Consider the following 24,288-nt stretch of genomic DNA (forward strand, 5'->3'; position numbering starts at 1 on the left):
TCAGAAAAGATGAAAATTGCCGGATTCTTAATCCATTATTTTTAAACTATCTTAAAAGAAACAACACTATTTCCGTCTACAAAAACAGTAATGTAATCACCTATATTACTATCAATTTGAATCTGAAATTCTAAACCTCCTCGCTTCTCTTTTGGGTTTTGAACCTTAACAGCTTTATTATATTTATTCAAATAAAAAACCTGATTCGATTTCGAAAGATTTTTGATTTCTACTGTAATTCTATCACCATTTCGTGCTTCAATTATCCCAGAATCAGGGGATTTAATTTTATAATCTTTTTCGATTGTCGTATTATAAATCAAAGGTCCATTAAGAAAATCTTCTTTGCTTAATCTGTTTCCCAAATAAGAACCTGAATCAGGAAAATGCTTCGCAAAGAAATAATCTGGATCTGTATCAAAATAAGCAGGATTAAAATCATTGACCATTCTGCCTTTGCTGCTGTCATAATAGCCTTGCCCCCATGTTACATCTAGAAGACGCCATTTTTTATCAATCAAAACCATATTCCAAGCATGATTGGATGAAGTGGTTTTTCTTCCAATATCTCTTACTGAAATTTTAGAATCTCCACGAATGATTTCGCATTTAATTCCCACCAAGGAAGCCAAATGCTGATACAAAGCCGTAAAACCTTCACAGACTGCTTTTTTAGATTTAAAAGCTTTCTGAACTAAATTATCATTCAGCTGTTTTATTTTTCGCTGTTTTTCTGCTTCTGAAGAATAACTGAAACCTTGCACTCTTGGCGGATTCAAATAGGCATTGTAATCGTATCTTATATTGAAAGCAATCCAACTGTAAATAGCACGCGCACGATCATAATCCGAATCAAAATCTTTTTCGATTCTGTCGGCTAATTTTTCAGTGCTATCAAAGCTTTTTGGGTATTTTGCAACTATTTTATCAACTTCATTAATCTTTTGAGCAAAAGTAAAATTGATGAAAATACTATTTAATAAAAGGAAAACAAGGGCAATCTTTTTTTGTGGCATTTAAAAATTTGATTTAATAATGTCTTTCAGTTCTTGATCTAATTCAGGATTAGATATTTTATTTTCTTGTAAATCAAAATTCGAGCCAAATGCTGGTAATGAGAAACTTCCTTTAATTTCAGCACCATAACGAGGGAAAAGATTCTGTGCAATTCCTAAAACAGATGCGCCTCCTCGACCTCCTGGAGAAGTTGCCAATAATAACATGGGTTTGTGTTGAAAAACGTCTTTTTCGATGCGAGAGCTCCAATCGAAAACATTTTTGAAAGCAACAGAATAATTTCCATTATTCTCTGCCATCGAAACCACTAGAATATCAGCTCCTTTAAGTTTATTCAAGAATGCTTGTGCTACTTCATGCTGACCAATTTCTTTCTCAAGATCTACGCTGAAAACTGGCATTGCAAAATCATTAAGATCTAAAACTTCAACATCTGCATTTTCAAACAAACTAGATGCGTAGGTTGCTAAACGTTTGTTGATTGACTGCTTACTGTTACTTCCTCCAAAGGCTACTATTTTCATATTTGTGGTATTTGTTGTTTTATAATTGGTTTAAGATTCTATTTCAAAAATCTCTTTTTGTATTTCTACAGAATAATCATTTGGTGAAATACTTCCGCCGAAAGCTTTTGCATAGACTTTAGTAAATTCTGCTCCAAAATATAAAATAATGGCCGAATAATATACCCAAACCAAAATTATAATTACAGAACCCGCTGCACCGTAAACGCTTGCAACAGTCGAATTTCCTAAGTATACTCCAATTGCAAATTTACCTATCATAAATAAAATCGCAGTGCTTGATGCTCCAATAAAAGCATCTTTCCACTTGATGATTCCGTCAGGTAAAGTTCGGAATATAATAGCAAAAAGCAATGTTATACTGGCAAAAACAATTACCAAATTAACCACATAAAAAAAGTAAACTGTTGTGTCTGGGAAATAGAGTTTTAAACGTGCATTTAAAACGTCGAGTGTAGCATTGACTATTAAACTGACCAGCATTAAAAATCCAACTGAAACAATCATGGAAAAAGACATCAATCTGTTTTGAATGAATTTCTTCAAACCTTTATTAGGTTTTGCGCGAAGCCCCCAAATATAATTGATAGAGCTCTGAATTTCTGCAAAAACCCCAGATGCCCCAATTAAAAGCATTACAATCCCAAATACGGTAACAAAGACATTACTGTCTGATAATTGAACATTCTTGATTGCCTCCTGAATCTGTACTGCAGCATTATTTCCAACCAATCGATTTATCTGACCATATAACTGACCTGTGACTGCCTCTTCCCCAAAAAAGAAGCCACAAATGGTAATTATAATAATCAATAAAGGAGGCAACGCAAAAATGGTATAGTAAGATAATGCCGCACTTAGCTTTATGGCATTATCATCATTGAATTCTAAAAATGTTGTTTTTAATAAATACCAAGTTTTTGAAAAGATATTATGATTTTTCATTTGCTGATCTTTTGATATTCATTCAAATTTAAGCATTAATGAAAATTCGTTACTTCTTGGATTTTCGTTGGTTTTTATATTTTTCCCATATATGATATTTAATCCCTAACGGAATAATCTCATTGAGATTTAATATTGGTAAGTCAAATAAACGACACTCTAACTGTCACTTAGGGGGCTTCACACCAAAAATTATTTATAATGACAAAAAATCCCTTTATCGTAAACCGTCCATAAACTTGCTTTTTGATTCGCTGCTTTTAAAGCATTATTTGCCCAAGTATTGCATGTATAAAAAAGACTGTAACTTCCTTTGGCTTCATAAAAAGCATCTTTTTTCCCGTAGCTGTGACCTTCAATCCATTGTGGATGAATTGGATCACTAAAACTATTGGAAATATAATTGACTAAGTTTTGATAATTTTCTTTTGACACCAAAATACGTTTGCAGTCATCGCCTTCTCTTAAGTTTTTAAAAAATGTTGCATGCACAGCAGACGAACTGATTCCAAATGCGGCTTTGAACGCTGTACTTGCTTTTAAATCTGACCATTCTGGCGTTTCCAAATAAAAACCTTTATCTCCCCAGCCAAAAGCAATATAATTCATCACCGAATCTTTTGATTGCGTCTGATTGAATTGAATTTCGTTTCTCCAATCTTTTATTTCATTTTTTACGGGAACTACAATATCGGTATGAACTCCATTTGAAAGAATGTAAATTGGAATTGCGTCTTGTTCTTCGACTTTTGCGATATCTGAATTGACTGTAATTTTAGAAATAATCAAAACAGAAGAAATATAAAGGGCAAGAAAACTAAAGATTCCGAAAAGCGTCCAGCCCAGAATTTTGAATGATTTTTTTAGCATTTTAATTGGTTGATTTTAGATTAGTAATTGGTTATTTTTTCTGTAACCAATTTTTGAGCCAAAAAATTTACTTGCTAAAAATAGCACGCGGATTTTACTGATTCGCTTTCGCGAAAGCGCGGATTTAAACGGATTATCATTCTTGTTTTTGTCATCCTGAGGAACGAAGGATCACACTAGAATTTCCACAATCCAAATCGCCAATCTTTGTAGAGTTTCGTGTGTGATCCTTCGTTCCTCAGGATGACAAACTTTGTGATTATTCATTTTAAGCATAAAAAAACTGCTGAATCTCTCCAGCAGTTTTAGTCTTTATTCTTTGTTCTTCTTCTATTTTTTATAAAAAGACTAAACGTTAAAACGGAAATGCATTACATCACCATCTTTCACGATATATTCTTTTCCTTCCACTCTGAATTTTCCAGCTTCTTTTGCTTTTGCTTCAGAACCGTAGTGAACGTAATCGTCATATGAAATTACCTCTGCACGGATAAATCCTTTTTCGAAATCAGTGTGGATAACTCCAGCTGCTTGTGGTGCAGTTGCTCCAATTGGAATAGTCCAAGCGCGAACTTCTTTTACACCAGCTGTAAAGTAAGTTTGCTGTTTTAATAATTTATAAGCTGCACGAATTAAAACTGAAGCTCCTGGCTCTTCTAATCCCATATCTTCAAGAAACACCTGACGCTCTTCGTAGCTTTCCAATTCTGTGATATCAGCCTCTGCTCCTACTGAAAGCACAATTACTTCAGCATCTTCATCTTTTACTAATTCACGAACTTGATCCACATATTTATTTCCGTTTACTGCAGAACTTTCATCAACATTACAAACGTATAAAACTGGTTTTGCAGTTATCAATTGAAAACTTTCCAATAAAACTTCTTCGTCATTATTTTGAGGAACAATTGTTCTAGCAGATTTCGCTTGCAAAAGAGCTTCTCTAATTCTGTTTAGCAAAGCTTCTTCTGCCTGAGCTTCTTTATTTCCTGTTTTTGCAGCACGTTTTACTTTCTCCAAACGTTTTTCGATTGTTTCTAAATCTTTTAACTGCAATTCGATATCAATCGTTTCTTTGTCACGAATTGGGTTTACGTTTCCGTCAACGTGTACAATATTATCATTGTCAAAACAACGCAAAACGTGAATGATAGCATTACACTCTCTAATGTTTCCTAAAAACTGGTTTCCAAGGCCTTCACCTTTACTCGCACCTTTCACTAAACCTGCAATATCAACGATATCAACAGTTGCCATTTGAACGCGCTCTGGTTTAACCAATTCCTCTAATTTGTTGATTCTTGGATCTGGAACGTTTACAACACCAATATTAGGTTCGATTGTACAAAACGGAAAGTTCGCACTCTGCGCTTTTGCATTAGATAAACAATTAAATAATGTTGATTTTCCAACATTTGGCAATCCTACAATTCCTGCTTTCATCTGTTTGTTTCTATTTATTTTGTTCAGTCTTCTATTCTAGACCTCAAACACTAAACATTGTTTTTTAGTGCGTTATGATTTTATCTGTTTTTCTGATTTCTGCCAAAATGATATTTTTTGGCATTAAAATTTTGCAAATATAAGATTTAATAGCTCTTGCGCGAAGTAAAAATGTTCAATAATATAATTTTAGACATAAGCAATGAAATTTTTAAACATTTTATTAATATTTTGTTAAAAAAGATTACTTTTATAAAACTGATTAACAAAAAACAAACCAAAAAACCACTTACCATGAAAAAGATTGCATTATTGTTATTTCTGCTGAATTCAGCATTTCTCTTTGCACAAAAAGAGGTCTCGGGTCTTGTAAAAGATAAATCGGGAAATCCGCTTCCTGGCGTTAATATTGTTGAAAAAGGAACTTCAAATGGAGTTTCTACTGATTTTGAGGGTAGCTTTAGAATAAAAGTAAAAGAAGGTGCAACTTTAGTTTTTAGTTATGTCGGTTTTACAACAGTTGAAAAAATAGCTTCTGGAGATAAAATAAACATTGTCTTAAGCGAAAACGATGGCCAAGTTTTGAATGACGTTGTTGTCGTGGGTTCTCGAAATGCAAAACGAACGGTTGTAAATTCGGCCGTTCCTATTGATGTAATCAATGTCAAAGATGTTACTACTCAAAGCGGAAAAATTGAAATTAATCAGCTTTTACAATATGTAGCTCCTTCATTTAATGCAAATAAACAATCTGGTTCTGATGGTGCCGACCACGTTGATCCTGCTTCTTTAAGAGGTATGGGACCAGATCAGACTTTGGTTTTGATTAATGGAAAAAGAAGACATCAATCGTCTCTAATCAATTTATTTGGAACACGCGGGCGTGGTAATACAGGAACAGATTTGAATGCAATTCCTGCCGCATCTATCAAAAGAATTGAGATTTTGAGAGACGGTGCTTCTGCACAATATGGTTCTGATGCGATTGCAGGGGTTATTAATATTGTGACAAATGACAACGTTGACGAATTAACAGGTTCAGTTACCTACGGCGTTTTTAACACACATGCCAAAGGCGAATTCTTGCCAGGAACTCCAAATACAAAAGGATTTAGATTGGATCAAAATGGAAATGGGAATTCGTACGGAAAAGATCAGGACTTTGACGGAGGTTCTGTAAGAGTGGCAGCTAATTACGGAACAGGAATTGGAAGCAAAGGCGGTTATGTAAATGTTACGGGAGAATTTTTAAGTAAAAACAAAACTCTTAGACCTGCTTACGATTTTAGAAAAGGGTTTGGCGATGCTGAAATGACAGGTGTTAACCTGTTCGCCAATTTAGCAATTCCTATTTCTGATAAAACCGAATTTTATGCTTTTGGAGGAAGCAATTTTAGAGATACCGACGCTTATGCTTTTACCAGAAATGACGGAGAAAGAGTTGTCGAATCTGTTTATCCAGGAGGTTATACTCCAAGAATTACTTCTAAAATTAATGATAATTCTATCGCAGCGGGAATTAGAACCGAATCTTCTGGTGGATGGAAATTTGATTTGAGCAATACTTTTGGTAAAAACAAATTCCAATACGATATTAAAGGAACTATAAATGCTTCTCTTGAAGAAAAATCTCCTCATGAATTTGACGCTGGAGGACACAGCTTACTTCAAAACACTACAAATTTTGATATTTCTAAAAACTACGAAAGTGTTTTAAGCGGTTTAAATATTGCTTTTGGAGCAGAATTTAGAGTGGAGCAATTTGAAATTTTTGCTGGCGAAGAAGGTTCATACGCGACTTATGATACAGATGGAAAACCTATTACAGATCCGACAACGCAAAGCGCACCAATTGATCCCGTAACTGGGGAACCAAGACCTGGAGGCTCTCAAGGTTTCCCAGGATACAGTCCTGCAAACGAAGTCAATAAAGACAGAACCAATTTTTCTCTCTATACTGATGCCGAATTGGATGTTACCGAAGCTTGGATGGTAAGCGGAGCTTTACGTTTTGAAAATTACAGTGATTTCGGAAGTACATTAAATGGAAAACTAGCATCAAGACTTAAAATCACAGACCATATCAACGCTAGAGGATCGATAAGTACAGGTTTCCGCGCTCCTTCTTTAGCTCAAATTTATTATAATTTACGTTTTACCAACTTTAATGCAAGCGGGGCAACAGAAGTTTTATTGGCTCCAAACGATAGCCCAGTTACAAGAGCATTTGGAATTGAGAAATTAAATGAAGAAAAAGCGGTAAATGCTTCATTAGGATTTACTGCGTCTTTCGGTGATTTTACAGCTACCATTGACGGATATTACATTCAAGTAAAAGACCGTATTGTTTTGACAGGATATTTTGATGCCAGTTCTTTAAATCTAGGTGTTTCTGAAGCTCAATTTTTTGCGAATGGAGTGGACACAAGCACGCATGGTTTGGATTTGGTTTTCTCTTGGAAAAAGACATTTGATTTCGGTCAGTTTGGTGCAACTTTAGTTGGAAACATCAACGATATGAAAATTGACAAAGTAAAAAACGGAACTCTTGACGAAGCTATTTTCTTCGGAAAACGCGAAAAAGCATTTTTATTAGCTTCGGCTCCAGACAATAAATTTGGTTTAAACCTTACTTACGCAAAAAACAAATTTGATGCTGGTTTAGCTTTTACTCGTTTCAGCAAAGTAGTTCTGGTTGATTATGCAGACGAAGATGATGTTTACAACCCAAGATTGATTACCGATTTAACTGTTGGATATCAGTTCACTAAAAGCTTAAAACTGACTTTAGGAAGCAACAACTTATTTAATGTATATCCAACCAAACAAGACGAACAAGGAAATACAGAGGCAGGAGGTTATTGGGACGCTGTACAAATGGGCTTCAGCGGAGCTTATTACTACGCAAGGCTTGGTTTTAATTTTTAAGAAAGGGCTTCGACTCTGCCCAGTCTGACCAAACAAAAAATCCTGAGCGTTATGTTCAGGATTTTTCATTTCTATTTATAATTACAATTTAAACTCTAATGATGCGATGATTGCTTTTTCTTCGTCGGTTGCTGTAAATCCTGAAATATCCCAATAATTGGTCAAGATTTTGTTTTTTTTATTGAAAAGTGATTTTTCTTTAAAGACATCACTGTCGTTATAGGTGAAATTTTGTTTATTGAAACCTGTTGTTACAAAACTATTTCTTATCTGGACATTTTTAGTTTTATCCTTTAAAACAATATCATAACCAATTTCTTCATTCGAACTCAATACATAATAATCTGTTCCATCCCATCTATAATTTACTTTTACAAATGATTTTGTTAAGTTTTTTTCGCCTTCTTTTGTCTTTTCTTCCACTTTATCAAGAGTTGCAGGCGTAGTTGAAATCGTAAATTCTACAATAATCTTTTTCAAAGGATCATAAATGATTTCAAAATTATCAATTGCTTCTTTGGCCTTGTCCAACGGAACAACTGACATTACGTAGTAATCTTTGTTTTTCGAATGTCCTTTTATTGTAAAATCGTATGCTTTTTTTGACTTTGAATCTAATAATGGATCAAAATATTTAAAATTCGAATAATTCTCCATTATATTATTAAGGTTATAGCCCTTTAAATCAGCACTCACATCTGCTTCTAATAATCCGTAGGAGCGATTTTGTTCAACCAATAAAGTGGTTGCATTATTATTTTTATCAAATTGAAAATTTACCAATCCATCATTATAGTAGGTATACTGATTGTCAAGCATAAAAAACTCTCTAACATATACTTTCTGTCTATGAGAGATACTTATTTTCTTTATAGAATTATTAACCAATTTCTGCAGTATTTTTTCAGGAGATTCCTTAGACAAAACTACTTCATCTAATTTATTGTTTTTACTCTTTAAATAAATAACAAATTTTTGCTCTCCATTTAAAGAAGTCCAGCGTACAGTCAAATCTTCATAATTAGTTTCAGAAACCTGAACATTAGATCCACCGGTCAGCATAAAAGTAACTTTTCCTTCTTCATTGCTCAATAAAATCTGTTGGGTTTTCATTATTTTAACCGTAGCGTTTTGTATTGGCTCCAAAGTTTCTATATCCTTAACAATAATAGAATATTCCTCCTTTTGTGCAAAAACGCTTACGCAATTGAGCAAAACAACAAATAAAAGTAGCAATCTCTTCATAGGCATTGTTATTTTTTCAACTAAAGTATTATTTTTTTAACAATTAACCAATAGTCTAAAAATAAAACATTCACTATCAAGAAACTGACTTTTTAAAATACCTGAAATCAGGGTAAAAAAAAATCCTGAACCAAAAGGTTCAGGACTATATTTTAAATACAAAGAAAAATTATTCAGCATGCAAAAATGCTTGTCTCTGCAATAAAGTTTCTTCGTCTTCAACATGATTATCATCAGGAACGCAACAGTCAACAGGACAAACAGCAGCACATTGCGGCTCATCGTGAAAACCTTTACATTCTGTACATTTTCCTGGTACTATATAATAGATTTCGTCAGAAATTGGAGTCTGCGCATCATCTGCGTCAACTTCAGTTCCGTCAGGTAATACAATTTTTCCAGAAAGACTTGTTCCGTCTTTATATCTCCAATCATCTGCTCCTTCATATATTGCTGTATTTGGGCACTCTGGTTCGCAAGCCCCACAATTGATGCATTCGTCAGTTATAATAATTGCCATCTTTTTTAGTCTTAAAGTTTAAAAGTCACAAAGTATAAAGCCATAAAATCTGTCATAAAGTTTGAAAGTATTTAAAGTAAAAATATTAAAGTCTTTTCAACTTAGGACTTTCGACTTTCCACTTTTGTCTTTCGACTTAATTATGCTTATTTTTGTGCAAAATTACAATCAAAACAATTCATAAACAAACATTATGACATTAGAAACAAAAAAAAGTGTTTTTGTTGAATTAGGAAAATTTTTAAGTCAGTTTTCTGAAAACGGTTCTATGCAAAAATCTGACGTTTTATATAACGACATCTTTTTTGAAGATTTCGAAAATCTAATTCGCCTTTCACAATCTCATAATGGATGGTATACTCCAGAACAAGTATATTTCTCGATACAATCTTGGGCAGAAGCGCTAACAAAAGAAAACATTGACAAATGGCTTTCTGCTTATTCCTTCGACTCCGCTCAGGATGATAAAAATGGAAAAACTGTTGCTTTGATTTTAGCTGGAAATATACCTTTGGTAGGTTTTCATGACTTTTTATCAGTTTTAATAACAGGAAATAAAGCTTTAATCAAAACTTCATCAAATGATCAGCATTTATTGCCCTTTTTGGCTAAATATTTAATTGCTGTTGATGAAAACCTAAAAGACAGCATCACTTTTGTAGAAGGGAAACTGGAAAACTTCGATGCTGTAATTGCAACTGGAAGCAATAATACTTCTCGTTATTTCGAATATTATTTTAAAGACAAACCGTCAATTATTCGTAAAAACAGAAATTCGGCAGCGATTTTAACAGGAAAAGAAACCAATGAAGATTTAGAAGCTCTTGGCGAAGATATTTTTAGATATTTTGGTTTAGGATGCCGAAATGTTTCTAAACTTTATGTACCGAAAAACTATTCTTTTGATGCATTTTTTCAAGCAATGTTCAAATATCAAGACGTTATTCACTATGAGAAATACGCTAATAATTACGATTATAATAAAGCTGTATTTTTAATGAGCAATTTCAAATTATTAGATAACGGATTCTTGACTTTAAAAGAAGATTCGAGCTATGCTTCGCCAATTTCGAGCGTTTTTTATGAATACTACGAAAACCTTGATGAGCTAGAAAAACGTCTTCAGGAAGACACAGATCAAATTCAATGTATTGTAAGCAATAATTTAACCCCAAACAGTATTGCATTTGGAGAAACCCAAAAACCTCAATTGTGGGATTACGCAGATAATGTCGATACTATAACGTTTTTGTTAACAACAAAGTAATAAATTGTTTAATTATTTCGAATATTTTAACGCTTTTTCGGCTCTTATTACCGAAATTTGCGTCTTTAAAATTTTCGACTATTAACAACAACCATGAAAAAACACAACTACAGCGCAGGACCAAGTATTTTACCTCAGGAAGTTTTTGAGAAGGCATCAAAAGCAATTTTAAATTTTAATGATTCAGGGTTATCTATCCTTGAAATCTCGCACCGAAGCAAAGATTTCGTTGCAGTTATGGAGGAAGCTCGTTCCCTTGCTTTAGAATTATTAGGACTTCAAGGAAAAGGTTATCAAGCTTTATTTTTACAAGGTGGTGCAAGTACAGCTTTCTTAATGGCACCATACAACCTAATGAAAGAAAACGGAAAAGCAGCTTATTTAGATTCAGGTACGTGGGCAACTGCGGCGATCAAAGAAGCTAAACTTTTCGGTGAAACTGTTGTCGTAGCTTCGTCAAAAGAAGACAATTATACTTATGTTCCAAAAGGTTACGAAATCCCAGCTGATGCTGATTATTTCCACTGCACAAGTAACAATACCATCTTTGGAACTCAAATGAAAGAATTCCCATCAACAAATATTCCTGTTGTATGCGATATGAGTTCTGATATTTTTTCACGCGAATTAGATTTTTCTAAATTCGATTTAATCTATGCTGGAGCTCAAAAAAATATGGGACCTGCTGGAACTACATTAGTGGTAGTTAAGGAAGAAATCTTAGGCAAAAACGGAAGAACAATTCCTAGCATGCTAGATTATAGCAAACACATCAAGGCAGAAAGTATGTACAATACTCCATCTGTATTTGCTGTTTATGTGTCTCTTTTAACTTTACAATGGATTAAAGAAAAAGGCGGAATTGCTGCTGTTGAAAAATTAAACAACGCAAAAGCAGAATTACTTTACGCTGAAATCGACAGAAACCCATTATTTAAAGGCGCTGCAAAAGTAGAAGACCGTTCAAATATGAACGTAACTTTCTTATTGACAAACCCTGATCATACTGCAACTTTTGATGCTTTATGGAAAGAAGCAGGAATTTCAGGATTACCTGGACACCGTTCTGTAGGAGGTTACAGAGCTTCAATCTACAACGCTATGCCAATTGAAAGCGTTCAGGTTTTAGTTGACGTAATGAAAGCATTAGAAACTAAAGTTTAATTTTTTTTCGGTTAATCGTTAATTTGTTTAACTGTTTAATCGTCAAAAAACACTTGCTTTAAAATATCAAAAAAAGAAAAATCAAATAGTTGGTTATCGATTAAACAATTAAACGATGAACCAAACAAACAATAAACACAACAATGAAAGTATTAGCAAATGACGGAATTTCTAAAAGTGGAATTCTAGCCTTAGAAAAAGGCGGTTTTGAAGTTATCACTACAAAAGTAGCTCAAGAACAAGTAGCTAACTATATAAATGAAAACAACATTGACGTAATTTTAGTTCGTAGTGCGACTAAAGTTCGTAAAGATATCATCGATGCATGTCCTGGCATCAAAATCATCGGTCGTGGTGGTGTTGGTATGGACAATATCGATGTGGACTACGCAAAAAGTAAAGGAATCCATGTAATTAATACCCCTGCTTCATCTTCTGAGTCTGTTGCGGAATTGGTATTCGGACACTTATTTTCTGGTGTACGTTTTTTACATGATTCTAACAGAAATATGCCTCTTGAAGGAGATTCAAACTTCGAAGGTTTGAAAAAAGCATACGCTAACGGAACTGAATTAAGAGGAAAAACTTTAGGTATTGTTGGTATTGGCCGTATCGGGCAAGCTACTGCAAAAATGGCTCTTGGTCTTGGAATGAAAGTGATCGCTGCAGATAGCTTTATTCCTCAAGTTGATGTAAAAGTTGAATTTTTCGACGGACAGTCAATCACAACTACAATTGTTTCTCAATCTTTAGAGTCTTTATTTAAAGAAGCAGATTTCATCACATTGCACGTTCCTGCTCAAGATGGATACATCATTGGAGAAAAAGAACTTGCCATCATGAAAGACGGTGTTGGAATCGTAAACTGTGCTCGTGGTGGTGTTATTGATGAAGTAGCTTTAGTAAAAGCTTTAGATTCAGGAAAAGTTGCTTTTGCTGGCTTAGATGTTTTCGAAAGCGAACCAAAACCAGAAATGGCAATTTTAATGCATTCTAAGATTTCATTAACTCCTCATATTGGAGCTGCGACAGGAGAAGCACAAGATAGAATTGGTACAGAATTAGCATCACAAATCATTACTTTGTTAAGCTAATTAACTATATTTAAATTACATAGAAGGGATTTATTAACACAGTTTAATAAATCCCTTTCTTTTTTTGTTTAAATTTGATTGATAATCTAAACCCTAAATATCATGTTTGAACAATTAACCCAATTAGTGCAGCAATACGGAGGCGATGCTGTGGTAAACAATAGCGCTGTCCCAAATGAACATAATGACGCCGTAATAAGCGAAACAAGCAATTCTATTTTTGAAGGATTAAAAAAGATTGTTTCTGAGGGAAACACAGATCAGATTGCCGGATTATTTAATGGAAATTCTCCAATAGACAGTTCAAATCCTGTTGTTCAGCAAATCCAACAGCAATTAAGCGGAAGTCTTGGAGAAAAATTTGGTTTAAGCAGTGCAGATTCAAATGGAGTTGCTTCCAATTTAATTCCACAGATATTAGGCTCTTTAATCAATAAAGCAAAAGATCCAAACGATAGCAGTTTTCAAATTTCAGATATTATAAATTCCATTTCTGGTAACAGCGGACAAGCTTCTGGAATAATGGATACCATTTCTAAATACGGAATGCAATTTGGACTTGACCAAAACAACGACGGAAAAGTTGATGTGGCAGATGTTCTTGTTGTAACCAAAAGCAAAGGAGGAATTGCAGGTTTTATTGGAAAACTTTTTGGAAGTAAATAGTTAAGACACTAAGACTCTAAGTCTCTAAGATACTAAGTTTTTAAAGCTGTTTGGTTCGCAAACAGCTTTTAACTTTTATGCACACAACCAAAAATAAAGCTTAGAAGCTTAGCACCTTAGAAACTTCAAAAGAATGTTAAACCTTTGTTACTTTGAGCCTTTGCCTCTTTTAACCTGAAAAAATATTCGTAAATTTATAATATGAAAAAATGTATTTCCATATTAATTGTTTTACTTATAATTGTTGCATGTTCTACAACTTCGCAGAATATTGCGAGCGCTAATACTGCATCTACATCAAGTAAAAAAATAAGTGATACTGTTAGAATTGCAAACGACTCTCTTGAATATGAAGTAATAATTATCGATAATGGATTTAGCACTTGGCTTGCATCAAGAGCTTATCCAAGAAATTATTATTCATTACAATATCTTGAAAATAAAAACTATTTGTATGTAACCGAATGGAATAATCGTGTCTTACAGCCGCAGCGTTACAATCCGAATTTATACGAAATGTCAATTAACTATCGTCCTGACATTCATTATGGCTATGAAGTAAATTACCTAATTTACAATTACATGATTTATTTCCAAAATACTTACAAACAAAAGCTTTGGGGTAACGTTCCTTCAAGATAATATACTATATTTGTAATCATTACAAATAGTATGGACAGATTAAAAAAACGCTGGGGTATTACCTCAAATTTACAAGCCGTTATTATATTTATCGTTTTTGCCATCACAGGATCGGCATCTGCTTGGCTGTCTAAACCTTTCTGCGTTTGGCTAGGAATTACCAAAGAAGATTTCGGAGGTTGGTTTACGCTTATTCGTCTTATTATTATCTTCCCAATTTATCAGGTTTTATTGGTTGCTATAGGAACTGTTTTTGGGCAATTTAAATTCTTTTGGAACTTCGAAAAGAAGATGCTTAAAAACATGGGACTTCGATTTTTATTTAAAGATTAAACTGCGGTTTTTCTTCCCTGAAAAAAATAAGTATAAATCCATGTCAAAGTAAAAGAAGGAATAACATCTGTAAACGGAATAATTTCTTCTAGAAAAGTCAAAACTCCGGCAACCTTCCCTACTCTTCCTTTATACATTCTCGCCATAATTACGCCTGCAATAGGCGCCCAGATTACATCAGAGAACTCACCCAAAAACGGAATCGAGAAAGAAATCATACCAATTCCATCCAAAACCAATCCGATGATTAATTTTGACATTCTGTTATCTTCTACCACTTCTAAATCTTGCATAACACATTCACTTTTAAGTTAATCGAAATTAAAAATTATCTATTAAACCAATATTATTTATTTATAAAATTTAATTTCTAAATTCCCATTTATTTTCTAGTAACAGCAAATAAAGCGCCAAAATTTCCATCAGTCTGAATCCACTTTTCTGAAGGAATGTAAGCTCGAGACACAAATCCGTCAAGATATAGAGCATTTTTGCACCCTAAACTTTTAAAATAATATGCAAAATCATAAAAATTGACGTCCTTCTTTGATAATACAAAAACCACTTTACCGTCAGGCAAAATCCCAACTCCATTTCTAATATTTACATTTTTAGATTCTTCTTTAAAATCTGGATGAATTTTTCCGTCAATAATCAACATTGGACCAGATTGTGTTGCATATTTTATTTTACTATCGCTACGAAACTTTTCTGTTGTACAAATGTTTGCAATTTTATTTGTTGAAATGTAAAAAACTCCATTTGGTTTTAGATAGAAATTCCCTAACGCTTTTGCTGTATCTAAAGGACTCAATATCTTTTCGTTTTCAATATAAAGTCCCTGAGGAGAATTATCTGGTTTATACATTCCAGCATTCATTGCAAATTCTAGTTTCAATTTCTTTTTTTCAACCCAAGACCTTAATTTTTCTATACTTCCAAAACGGTTTCCCTTTGCATCTTTCCAAAACATCTCTAGATTCTGTTTTTTCAGATCAACTTTATAAACCAAAAATGTATCACCTGAATACTGAACAGCACCAATTAGAGCAACTGTGCCGATCATTATAAATAAAAACAGAATTATTTTTAGTTTCATTCTTTTTAATATTGTGTTTAAACGATAGATAAAAATACACAACGCTTTTAACTTCATAAAATTCTGTTAGAAGCAATTTTTATATCGGTAGAATCTTCGTTTCTTTGTAAAAACAGTTTCAGTACATGATACACGCAAAAAACATACATAAATTCTACGACAAACTTGAAGTTCTAAAAGGAGTCGATCTACATATCAAAAAAGGTGAAATTGTTTCTATCGTTGGCGCTTCAGGCGCTGGTAAAACGACATTATTGCAGATTTTAGGAACTCTTGATAAACCAGACCATAATCCAGATTCATCTCTGACCATTAATGGTAAAAACGTTTTAGAGCTCCAAAATATTAAAAACGAAAGTTCAAATCAAGAAAAAGCTTTTAAAATCATTACTTGGTTGGGAACACTTTATTTTGTTTTATTAGCAGTATTTCTATTGTTTTTTAGAAGTAAAATAGAAAACGATATTTTCGGTTACGGCACATGGGCAGTAATCCTCACTCCGACCTTACTATTATTATTTTACTATAATCGCTACTTTAAAAAGAAAAGCAGACAAGACAAAGTTTTATCCGATTTTAGAAACTTAAATCTCGGATTCATTTTTCAATTTCACCAGCTTTTGCCTGAATTTACAGCCTTAGAAAACGTTTGTATTCCGGCTCACATTGCAGGTAAAAAAACAGCCGAAACCGAAGAAGAAGCAAAAAAACTCCTTTCTTATCTCGGACTTTCGCATAGAATCAATCATAAACCTAGCGAACTTTCGGGCGGAGAACAGCAGCGTGTAGCGGTTGCGAGAGCTTTAATCAATAAACCTGATGTTATTTTTGCCGATGAACCTTCGGGAAATCTGGACACACATTCTGCAGAAAACCTGCATCAGCTATTTTTTCAGCTGAGAGATGAATTCGGACAAACTTTTGTTATTGTAACTCATAACGAAGAATTGGCCAATATGGCTGATAGAAAATTAGTTATGGTTGACGGTCAGATTAGCAATTAAAATAATCAGTAGCTATTTCCTACTGTCCTTCCAATCTTTTATGCCGAACCCCGGCACAAAAGGATTTTCCCTCCCATCAGGGCTAGGGTCTCGTATACATAAGAAGATTTCATTAAAATGAACCAAAAAGAACTCAAAGAATTTCTAGACGAAAAAGTCATTCAATATAACAATCAGGATTTTATAGAAAGCGATCCTGTTCAGATTCCGCATCTTTTTACCCAAAAAGAAGATATCGAAATCGCTGGTTTTCTTAGCGCTTCTATTGCTTGGGGAAACCGTAAAATGATCATTAAGAATTCGCAAAAAATGATGGAATTAATGGGCAACACACCTTACGATTTCGTCATGTCGCATTCTGATGAAGATTTAGCAAGACTTGAAACTTTTGTCCACAGAACTTTCAATGGAAATGATTTTGCAGGTTTTATAAAAGGCTTAAAACATATCTACCAAAACCACAACGGACTAGAATCTGTTTTTGCCAAAAATCAAGAAAAAGACAGTTTGCAGAAAAGCATCAGCGAATTCAAAAAGATATTTTTTGAAACAGATCATTTAGCTCGAACTCAGAAACACATTTCAGATCCGCTCAACAATTCAGCAGCCAAGAGAATCAACATGTATTTGAGATGGATGGTGCGCCAAGATGCAAAAGGAGTCGATTTAGGAATCTGGAAAAGCATTTCACCCTCTGTTTTATCTTGTCCGCTAGACGTTCATTCTGGAAATGTAGCGCGCAAACTGGGAATTCTTTCGCGTAAGCAAAATGATGCAAAAGCTTTATTGGAATTAGATACCAAATTAAGAGAAATGGATGCAAAAGATCCTGTAAAATATGATTTTGCTTTGTTTGGATTAGGAGTTTTTGAAGGTTTTTAATCTTTTAAAAATCTAAAAATATACAACCGTCAGGCTGAGCGGAGTCGAAGCCCATGCTCCAATCGTTGCTCTCTTCTCCCGAAGCCTCGGGATCGCCCAGAGTGACATTCAAAGTGGCAATACAATATCAAAAATTACAAATTCAACAAAAAACCACGAATTTAACGTACATTTGCACAAAATTTAAAGCAAATGAGCACTTTCGAAAAATTTAATCTTCCAAAATCATTACAAAAAGCAGTTGACGAATTAGGATTTGTTACGCCTACTCCTATTCAAGAAAAATCTTTTTCTGTAATCATGTCTGGACGTGATATGATGGGAATTGCACAAACGGGAACCGGTAAAACATTTGCTTATTTATTACCTCTTTTAAAGCTTTATAAATTCACTCATACCAATACGCCAAAAATTGTAATTCTAGTTCCAACACGCGAATTAGTAGTTCAAGTGGTTGAAGAAGTAGAAAAACTGACGAAATATATGTCGGTTAAAACTTTAGGGATTTATGGAGGCGTAAACATCAATACACAGAAAAAAGCCGTTTACGAAGGGGTTGACATTTTAGTTGGAACTCCTGGACGTACAATGGATTTAGCTCTTGATGCTGTTGTTCGTTTTGACGAAACACAAAAACTGGTTATCGACGAGTTTGACGAAATGCTGAATTTAGGTTTCAGACCACAGCTGACTTCGCTTTTTGCGATGATGAAACCTAAACGTCAAAACATTCTGTTCTCTGCAACGATGACAGACGAAGTTGATGATTTATTAAATGATTATTTTGATTTTCCTGAAGAAGTGACATTAGCACCATCAGGAACGCCTCTTGAGAAAATTACGCAGCTTACTTATAATGTTCCAAATTTCAATACAAAAGTAAATCTGTTGAAACATTTATTGGAAACCGATGAAAGCATGAGCCGTATTTTGGTTTTCGTAAACAACAAAAAGATTTCAGATATGCTTTTCAATCGCATTGATGAACTTTTTGACGGGCAATTTGGTGTGATTCACTCCAACAAATCTCAAAATTATCGTTTGAGTACAATGGCTGAGTTTCAAGAAGGAAATCTTCGCGGTTTAATTACAACCGATGTTATGGCAAGAGGTTTGGACATTTCTAACATTACACACGTAATTAACTTCGAACTTCCAGAAGAACCTGAATTGTACATGCACAGAATTGGCCGTACAGGTCGTGCAGATGCAACAGGAACAGCCATTAGTTTTGTTACTCCTAGAGAAGAAGAATTCAAAATAGCAACGGAACTTTTAATGGATCAAGAGCTTGAAATAGCTGATTTTCCTGAAGAAGTTGAAATTTCAGAAAAACTTATTGAAGCTGAAAAAGATAAATTACCAAGAAAGTTTTTATTGAAAAAACCGAAGCTGGAAGGCGAAGGCGCTTTTCACGAAAAATCTAAAAAGAACCAGAAAGTCAATCTTGGAGGTCCTTCAAAAACCAAAAAGAAAACACATGGTTCGGTTAATCGAAATATGTTGAAGACAAGAAACGAGAAGAAGAAAAAAAAATAAGTGTTTTTTAGATACTAAGCTACTAAGTTTCTAAGTTTTTTTCTATAAAATATGAAAAGGGTAAAGATTTAAATAAATCTTTACCCTTTTTTTATCTTAGAACCTTAGCAACTTTTCTCTATATTTTCGTAAACAACAATCCCACTGGCGAACACAACTGTATTCTTCTGCCAGTATCTACAATCTTTCCTGTTGCTATATCTCTTTTAAAAATAACTATATCATTAGTATATTGATGGCCTACTAAAAGGTAATTTCCTGTTGGATCAATTGCAAAATCACGTGGACCTTTTCCTAATGTGCTTTGCTGTTCTACTAATTCCAGACTTCCTGTTTTAGAGATTTTGTAAACCGAAATAGCATTTGCATCAACACGGTCTGAAACGTATAAAAAATTTCCATCAGGTGAAATTTTGATTGCAGCTGCACCCGTTCCGCCTTTAAAGTCTTTTGGAAGAATGCTTGTTTCAGCAACTACTTTTAAACTTCCAGTTTTATCCCAGCTTAGTGTTGTTAAAGTCCCATCCAATTCCTGAACTAAATACACAAATTTTCCGTCTTTACTGAAAGTTAAGTGTCTTGGTCCGCTTCCCGGTTTTACATCAACACTACCTTTTAAAGTCAGAATTTCATTTTTTGAAGTTGGGTTGTATTTATAAATAAACACTTTATCTAAACCTAAATCATTTGATAAAACAAACTTTTTGTCTGGAGAAAACATAACCATGTGCACATGCGCCTTTTCCTGACGAGCTGCATTTGGTCCTTTTCCTTCATGTTGAATAAGTTGTTGTTTTTCTGTAATGCTTCCATCTGGATTTTTCTTAAAAACAACCATGCTTCCACCAGAATAATTGGCAGCAATTACATTTTTATCATCATTAATTAAATGGCAAGGATCTGCTCCAAAAGAATCATTTTTATTTAAAAGATTGATTTTGCCTGTTTGCGAATCATATGAAAAAGAACTTACTGTACTTTGCGCCCCGTTTTCGTTTACAGCATAAATAAATTTATTATCTGCAGAAACTGATAAATAGCTCGGACTAACAACATTCTCTGAAGAACTTTTTAATTTATAATCACCTGTTGTAGCATCAAATTCATACACATAGATTCCGTTGCTTTGGCAAGTATTGGTGTAAGTTCCAACCAGTAAGTTGAATTTATTCTGAGCTCTAACCGCGGTTATTGATAAAGCTGAAAATAACACTAGATACATTTTTTTCATAGTTTATTTTTGTTTTTGTGAATTAGCTAAAATAAGTAATAATATTTGTTTGAAGGAGCTTCTAAGTTACAAAGAAATTACAAAAGTTACATTTTTTGATAGTTTTCTTGCTAGTCAAAACATTTTCAATTCATAATTGACAATTAACAATTCATAATTCTCCTACTTATATGGTTTAATAATTTTAATTTGTATTTTTGACCAGCATCTTCGCGAAAAACAAAACGTAGTGAAGTAAATCGAAGCCAGAATGCATTTTAAACATCCCGAAATTCTATACTTTCTGTTTTTATTGATCGTTCCAATTTTGGTACACTTATTTCAATTAAGACGATTCAAAACTTCCTATTTTACCAATGTACGCTTCTTAAAAGAACTTGCTATACAGACTCGTAAGAGTTCTAAAATCAAAAAACGCCTTTTATTGGCCACTCGTTTATTATTGCTTATCTGTGCCATTATCGCCTTTGCACAGCCTTTTTTTGAAGCAGCCGACAGTAAGAACGCTTCAAATGAGATGTATATTGTACTGGATAATTCTTTCAGCATGCAGGCAAAAGGCAAAAAAGGAGAATTATTAAAAAGAGCCGTACAGGAATTGCTTGAAAACACTCCAGAAAACACACAATTTTCACTTTTAACCAACACTGAAAATTTTTGGAATACGGATATAAAATCTTCTAGAAGTGCTTTACAAAATTTAAAATACAGCGCTTCTCCTTTTGACCTTTCAGCAATTACAGCTAAAATAAAAACTCATAAATCGGCTCATAAAAAAGATATTGTCATTATTACTGATGCTGTCGGTTTAAAGGAAGCAGCTATTCAAAATATAGATTTCGAAGAAAAACCATACTTTATTGTTCCAGAAGCGGAGCAAAAAAACAATGTCTCAATAGACAGCGTTTACATCAATCAGACTTTAGAAAACTTCTACGAAATCGGAATTAATCTATCAGCTTATGGCGAAGATTTTAAACCAGTTTCAACAGCACTTTACAATCAAAATAAACTGATTGCCAAAACTATTGTCAATTTCGACGCCAAGAAAAAGAAAATCAATTTCACGATTCCAAAAGAAGCTTTTCATGGATATGTAACAATTGAAGACAATGGTTTAACTTATGATAATAAATTGTTTTTCAGCATTTCAAAAAATAAAAAAACAAACGTTATCAGCATTGGTGAACCTGAAAAAAGCAATTTTTTATCCAGAATTTACACTTTTGCAGAATTCAATTATAACAATTATCCAATCGGTTCTTTAGATTATAATAGTTTAGAAAAACAAAATACTATTATTTTAAATGAACTGGTTGATATTCCGCAAGCATTACAAACCACTTTAAAGGCTTTTGTTTCTAAAGGAGGAAATTTAGTTGTGATTCCATCCGAGAAAACTTCTCTTTCAAGTTTAAACGCTTTATTGGGTAATTTTGGAAAAATTCAATTCGGAAATTTAGAAACCAACAGTAAATTAATCACTAAAATTAATTTTGATCATCCTCTTTTTTCAGGCGTTTTCGAAAACAAAATAACCAATTTCCAATACCCAAAAGTAAACAGTTCGTTTGCCGTGTCGAGTTCATATCCTGCTGTTCTTTCGTTTGAAGACCAGACTGCTTTTGTAACCGCCGTTCAAAATCAGGTTTCTGGAGTTACGGTTTTTACAGCTCCGATTAATAGTGCCAATTCTAATTTTCAGCAATCGCCTTTAATTGTCCCATTGTTTTATAAAATTGCTCAAAACAATCAGAAAACTGGCGTAAATGCTTTAACAATAGGAAACAATCAACCTTATTTTGTTGATGTTCTTTTGACTAAAGATGCTATTTTGGAAGTAAAAGGAACAGAAGATTCGTTTATACCCGTTCAGCAGATTTTAAACAATAAAGTCAAATTAACCTTTAATGATTTTCCTGAAACAGCAGGAAATTACAGTGTTTTTGACAAAAAAGAATGGGTAGAAAACATCAGTTTCAATTACAAAAGAACCGAAAGCGATTTAAGCCAAGTAAACACCAATGTAGTTTCTGATTTCAAAACTGCCGATACGATTTCGACCATTTTCAATACGTTACAAACTGAACGAACCGACAGCCAAATTTGGAAATGGTTTGTTATCTTTGCACTGTTATTTTTAGCATTAGAAATGGCAATCATAAAATTTGTAAAATAGGTTTCTCGTTTTCTAAAACGTCTTACTTTTTACAAAAATCATTTTACGACAAAAAATATCTACATATGAAACTAATCATCAAAAGCGCCAAAATTATCGACTCAAAAAGTCCGTTTCACAATCAGACCGTTGATCTTTTAATTGCAGATGGTGTAATAGAAAAAATAGGCGTTTCACTTCCAAACGATGACGCAGAAGTGGTACGATTTGATAATCTTCATGTTTCTCAAGGATGGTTTGACAGCAGTGTCTCGTTGGGAGAGCCTGGTTACGAAGACAGAGAAACCATTGCAAACGGATTGAATGTTGCAGCCAAAAGCGGTTTTACGGCAATTGCATTACAGCCAAATTCGTTACCAATTATTGACAATCAATCTCAGGTAAATTTTGTAAAAAGCAAAGCAAATGGTTCTGCTACAGAAATTTTTCCGATTGGTGCTTTAACAAAAGCCAGCGAAGGAAAAGATATGGCGGAGCTTTTTGATATGAAAAATTCTGGAGCGATAGCTTTTGGAGATTACAACAAAAGCATTGACAATGCTAACATTCTAAAAATTGCTTTGCAATATGTACAAGATTTTGACGGATTGGTAATTGCATATTCTCAAGATCCTAACATTAAAGGAAATGGTGTTGCAAATGAAGGAATTGTTTCAACAAGATTAGGTTTAAAAGGAATTCCAAACTTAGCTGAAGAACTTCAAATCTCGAGAAATTTATTTTTATTGGAATATACTGGTGGAAAACTTCACATTCCGACTATTTCTACAGCAAAATCGGTTGAATTAATTAGAGAAGCTAAAGCAAAAGGCTTAAACGTTACTGCAAGTGTTTCGGTGCATCATTTGGTTTTAACGGATGAAAAACTGGATGGATTTGACACTCGTTTTAAAGTGACGCCTCCATTAAGAACTGAGGTTGACCGACAAGCTTTACTAAACGGAATAGCTGACGGAACTATCGACATGATTACTTCAGATCACAATCCGATTGATATCGAATTCAAGAAAATGGAGTTTGATACTGCCAAAAATGGAACTATCGGATTAGAAAGTGCTTTTGGTGCTTTACTAACGGTTTTACCTGTGGAAACGGTTGTTTCAAAATTAACTGCTACGAGAAATGTTTTTGGTCTTGAAGATCTTACAATCAAAGAAGGTGCAAAAGCAAATTTAACTTTGTTTACCACAGAAGGGAAATCAACTTTTATGAAAGAAAATATTCTCTCAAAATCAAAAAATTCTGCTTTTTTAGGAACTGAACTTAAAGGTTCTGTTTACGGGATTTTCAATCAAAATCAATTAGTTACAAAATAATAAAATGAATAATTCAGTCGAAGAAGGAAAATCAATTGCTATAACTAGCTATATTCTAATTATTGGTGTTTTAATCGCCATGAGCATGAATTCTGAGAACAAAAATAGTTTTGCTTCCTTTCATATCCGCCAATCTTTAGGATTGTCTTTAACCTTTATTTCTTTGGGTGCAATCATTAGTAATTTCGATAGTTTCTTCATTACTTTCCCAATGTGGATCTGCATTTCAATTTTATGGACTTTCGGTATTTTTAACGCCATTCAAGGACAAATGAGACCTATTCCTTTAGTTGGAAATTTATTTCAAAAATGGTTTAAAAAAATTGGTTAATTTTTAAATTTCCAATTTTTAAGCACCAAATTCTAAACTAAAAACGTCA

Annotated in this window: 22 protein-coding genes and 2 pseudogenes; 14 read left to right on the forward strand and 10 right to left on the reverse strand. The window is 33.5% G+C overall.

From position 1 onward, the window contains the following. Window positions 1-41: 41 nt before the first annotated feature. The 5 genes from BLP44_RS05795 to ychF all read right to left on the reverse strand — a co-directional run bounded on the left by BLP44_RS05795 (window position 42) and on the right by ychF (window position 4,799). The gene (locus tag BLP44_RS05795) at window positions 42-1,016 is read right to left on the reverse strand and encodes a transglutaminase domain-containing protein (RefSeq protein WP_091130450.1); all 975 of its coding nucleotides are present in this window, start codon (window positions 1,014-1,016) and stop codon (window positions 42-44) included. Continuing rightward, window positions 1,017-1,541 carry an NADPH-dependent FMN reductase gene (locus BLP44_RS05800; protein ID WP_091130453.1) on the reverse strand — a complete coding sequence of 175 codons (525 nt, stop codon included), beginning with the start codon at window positions 1,539-1,541 and terminating at the stop codon, window positions 1,017-1,019. A 30-nt stretch (window positions 1,542-1,571) separates the two neighbouring features. Beyond that, entirely contained in the window at window positions 1,572-2,486 is a 915-nt protein-coding gene (locus BLP44_RS05805) for a YihY/virulence factor BrkB family protein (RefSeq protein ID WP_008462571.1), read from the reverse strand. Window positions 2,487-2,678: 192 nt separating this feature from the next. Beyond that, window positions 2,679-3,356, reverse strand: a complete 678-nt coding sequence (locus BLP44_RS05810; protein ID WP_091130457.1) for a TIGR02117 family protein — start codon at window positions 3,354-3,356, stop codon at window positions 2,679-2,681. A gap of 348 nt (window positions 3,357-3,704) precedes the next feature. Next, on the reverse strand, window positions 3,705-4,799 hold the full coding sequence (ychF, locus tag BLP44_RS05815; RefSeq protein WP_091130460.1) for a redox-regulated ATPase YchF: 1,095 nt from the start codon (window positions 4,797-4,799) through the stop codon (window positions 3,705-3,707). Window positions 4,800-5,093: 294 nt separating this feature from the next. Between ychF and BLP44_RS05820 the strand changes: the two genes are divergently transcribed. Next, complete coding sequence (locus tag BLP44_RS05820) at window positions 5,094-7,727, forward strand: TonB-dependent receptor (RefSeq protein ID WP_091131368.1); 2,634 nt, start codon at window positions 5,094-5,096, stop codon at window positions 7,725-7,727. 81 nt (window positions 7,728-7,808) lie between these two features. Here BLP44_RS05820 and BLP44_RS05825 read toward each other — a convergent pair whose 3' ends face one another. After that, window positions 7,809-8,972 carry a peptidase associated/transthyretin-like domain-containing protein gene (locus BLP44_RS05825; RefSeq protein WP_170830218.1) on the reverse strand — a complete coding sequence of 388 codons (1,164 nt, stop codon included), beginning with the start codon at window positions 8,970-8,972 and terminating at the stop codon, window positions 7,809-7,811. A 169-nt stretch (window positions 8,973-9,141) separates the two neighbouring features. Then, the gene (locus BLP44_RS05830; RefSeq protein WP_008462559.1) at window positions 9,142-9,492 is read right to left on the reverse strand and encodes a 4Fe-4S dicluster domain-containing protein; all 351 of its coding nucleotides are present in this window, start codon (window positions 9,490-9,492) and stop codon (window positions 9,142-9,144) included. Window positions 9,493-9,685: 193 nt separating this feature from the next. Between BLP44_RS05830 and BLP44_RS05835 the strand changes: the two genes are divergently transcribed. From BLP44_RS05835 to BLP44_RS05860, 6 genes are all read left to right on the forward strand, one after another. Next, on the forward strand, window positions 9,686-10,759 hold the full coding sequence (locus tag BLP44_RS05835; protein ID WP_091130465.1) for an acyl-CoA reductase: 1,074 nt from the start codon (window positions 9,686-9,688) through the stop codon (window positions 10,757-10,759). A 93-nt stretch (window positions 10,760-10,852) separates the two neighbouring features. After that, window positions 10,853-11,923, forward strand: a complete 1,071-nt coding sequence (gene serC / locus BLP44_RS05840) for a 3-phosphoserine/phosphohydroxythreonine transaminase (RefSeq protein ID WP_066032249.1) — start codon at window positions 10,853-10,855, stop codon at window positions 11,921-11,923. A 143-nt stretch (window positions 11,924-12,066) separates the two neighbouring features. Next, window positions 12,067-13,017 carry a D-2-hydroxyacid dehydrogenase gene (locus tag BLP44_RS05845; protein WP_066032250.1) on the forward strand — a complete coding sequence of 317 codons (951 nt, stop codon included), beginning with the start codon at window positions 12,067-12,069 and terminating at the stop codon, window positions 13,015-13,017. Window positions 13,018-13,119: 102 nt separating this feature from the next. Further along, a complete protein-coding gene (locus tag BLP44_RS05850; protein WP_091130469.1) occupies window positions 13,120-13,683 on the forward strand; it encodes a DUF937 domain-containing protein in 564 nt (187 codons plus the stop codon). Window positions 13,684-13,884: 201 nt separating this feature from the next. Then, a complete protein-coding gene (locus BLP44_RS05855) occupies window positions 13,885-14,325 on the forward strand; it encodes a DUF6146 family protein (protein ID WP_008462552.1) in 441 nt (146 codons plus the stop codon). A gap of 30 nt (window positions 14,326-14,355) precedes the next feature. Then, window positions 14,356-14,658, forward strand: a complete 303-nt coding sequence (locus BLP44_RS05860) for a DUF6787 family protein (protein WP_091130472.1) — start codon at window positions 14,356-14,358, stop codon at window positions 14,656-14,658. Here BLP44_RS05860 and BLP44_RS05865 read toward each other — a convergent pair. Together BLP44_RS05865 and BLP44_RS05870 are read right to left on the reverse strand one after the other, a co-directional pair. Further along, entirely contained in the window at window positions 14,655-14,951 is a 297-nt protein-coding gene (locus tag BLP44_RS05865; RefSeq protein WP_091130476.1) for a hypothetical protein, read from the reverse strand. The two genes, BLP44_RS05860 and BLP44_RS05865, sit on opposite strands and share 4 nt — an antisense overlap. 89 nt (window positions 14,952-15,040) lie before the next feature. Next, the gene (locus tag BLP44_RS05870) at window positions 15,041-15,757 is read right to left on the reverse strand and encodes a phosphodiester glycosidase family protein (RefSeq protein WP_091130479.1); all 717 of its coding nucleotides are present in this window, start codon (window positions 15,755-15,757) and stop codon (window positions 15,041-15,043) included. A gap of 125 nt (window positions 15,758-15,882) precedes the next feature. Between BLP44_RS05870 and BLP44_RS23250 the strand changes: the two are divergent. From BLP44_RS23250 to BLP44_RS05885, 4 genes and pseudogenes are all read left to right on the forward strand, one after another. Next, window positions 15,883-16,095: pseudogene (locus BLP44_RS23250) on the forward strand (ATP-binding cassette domain-containing protein); the annotation flags it as partial. 216 nt (window positions 16,096-16,311) lie between these two features. Continuing rightward, window positions 16,312-16,761 (forward strand): annotated as a pseudogene (locus tag BLP44_RS23255) (ABC transporter ATP-binding protein); the annotation flags it as partial. 117 nt (window positions 16,762-16,878) lie between these two features. Continuing rightward, window positions 16,879-17,643, forward strand: coding sequence for a TIGR02757 family protein (locus BLP44_RS05880; protein WP_091130486.1), 765 nt, complete (start codon window positions 16,879-16,881; stop codon window positions 17,641-17,643). Window positions 17,644-17,835: 192 nt separating this feature from the next. Continuing rightward, window positions 17,836-19,182 (forward strand): DEAD/DEAH box helicase, encoded by a 1,347-nt coding sequence (locus tag BLP44_RS05885; RefSeq protein ID WP_008462547.1) that lies wholly within the window; start codon window positions 17,836-17,838, stop codon window positions 19,180-19,182. A 118-nt stretch (window positions 19,183-19,300) separates the two neighbouring features. Here BLP44_RS05885 and BLP44_RS05890 read toward each other — a convergent pair whose 3' ends face one another. Beyond that, window positions 19,301-20,413, reverse strand: coding sequence for a lactonase family protein (locus tag BLP44_RS05890; RefSeq protein WP_091130488.1), 1,113 nt, complete (start codon window positions 20,411-20,413; stop codon window positions 19,301-19,303). 250 nt (window positions 20,414-20,663) lie between these two features. On the opposite strand from BLP44_RS05890, the gene BLP44_RS05895 reads away from it, so the two are divergent. The 3 genes from BLP44_RS05895 to BLP44_RS05905 all read left to right on the forward strand — a co-directional run bounded on the left by BLP44_RS05895 (window position 20,664) and on the right by BLP44_RS05905 (window position 24,239). Then, window positions 20,664-22,592, forward strand: a complete 1,929-nt coding sequence (locus tag BLP44_RS05895; protein WP_091130492.1) for a vWA domain-containing protein — start codon at window positions 20,664-20,666, stop codon at window positions 22,590-22,592. A gap of 65 nt (window positions 22,593-22,657) precedes the next feature. Next, entirely contained in the window at window positions 22,658-23,908 is a 1,251-nt protein-coding gene (locus tag BLP44_RS05900) for a dihydroorotase (protein WP_091130496.1), read from the forward strand. Window positions 23,909-23,912: 4 nt separating this feature from the next. Then, the gene (locus tag BLP44_RS05905; protein ID WP_091130500.1) at window positions 23,913-24,239 is read left to right on the forward strand and encodes a hypothetical protein; all 327 of its coding nucleotides are present in this window, start codon (window positions 23,913-23,915) and stop codon (window positions 24,237-24,239) included. Window positions 24,240-24,288: the final 49 nt, after the last annotated feature.

The sequence above is a fragment of the Flavobacterium anhuiense genome (genome assembly GCF_900101855.1).
GTDB lineage: Bacteria > Bacteroidota > Bacteroidia > Flavobacteriales > Flavobacteriaceae > Flavobacterium > Flavobacterium anhuiense.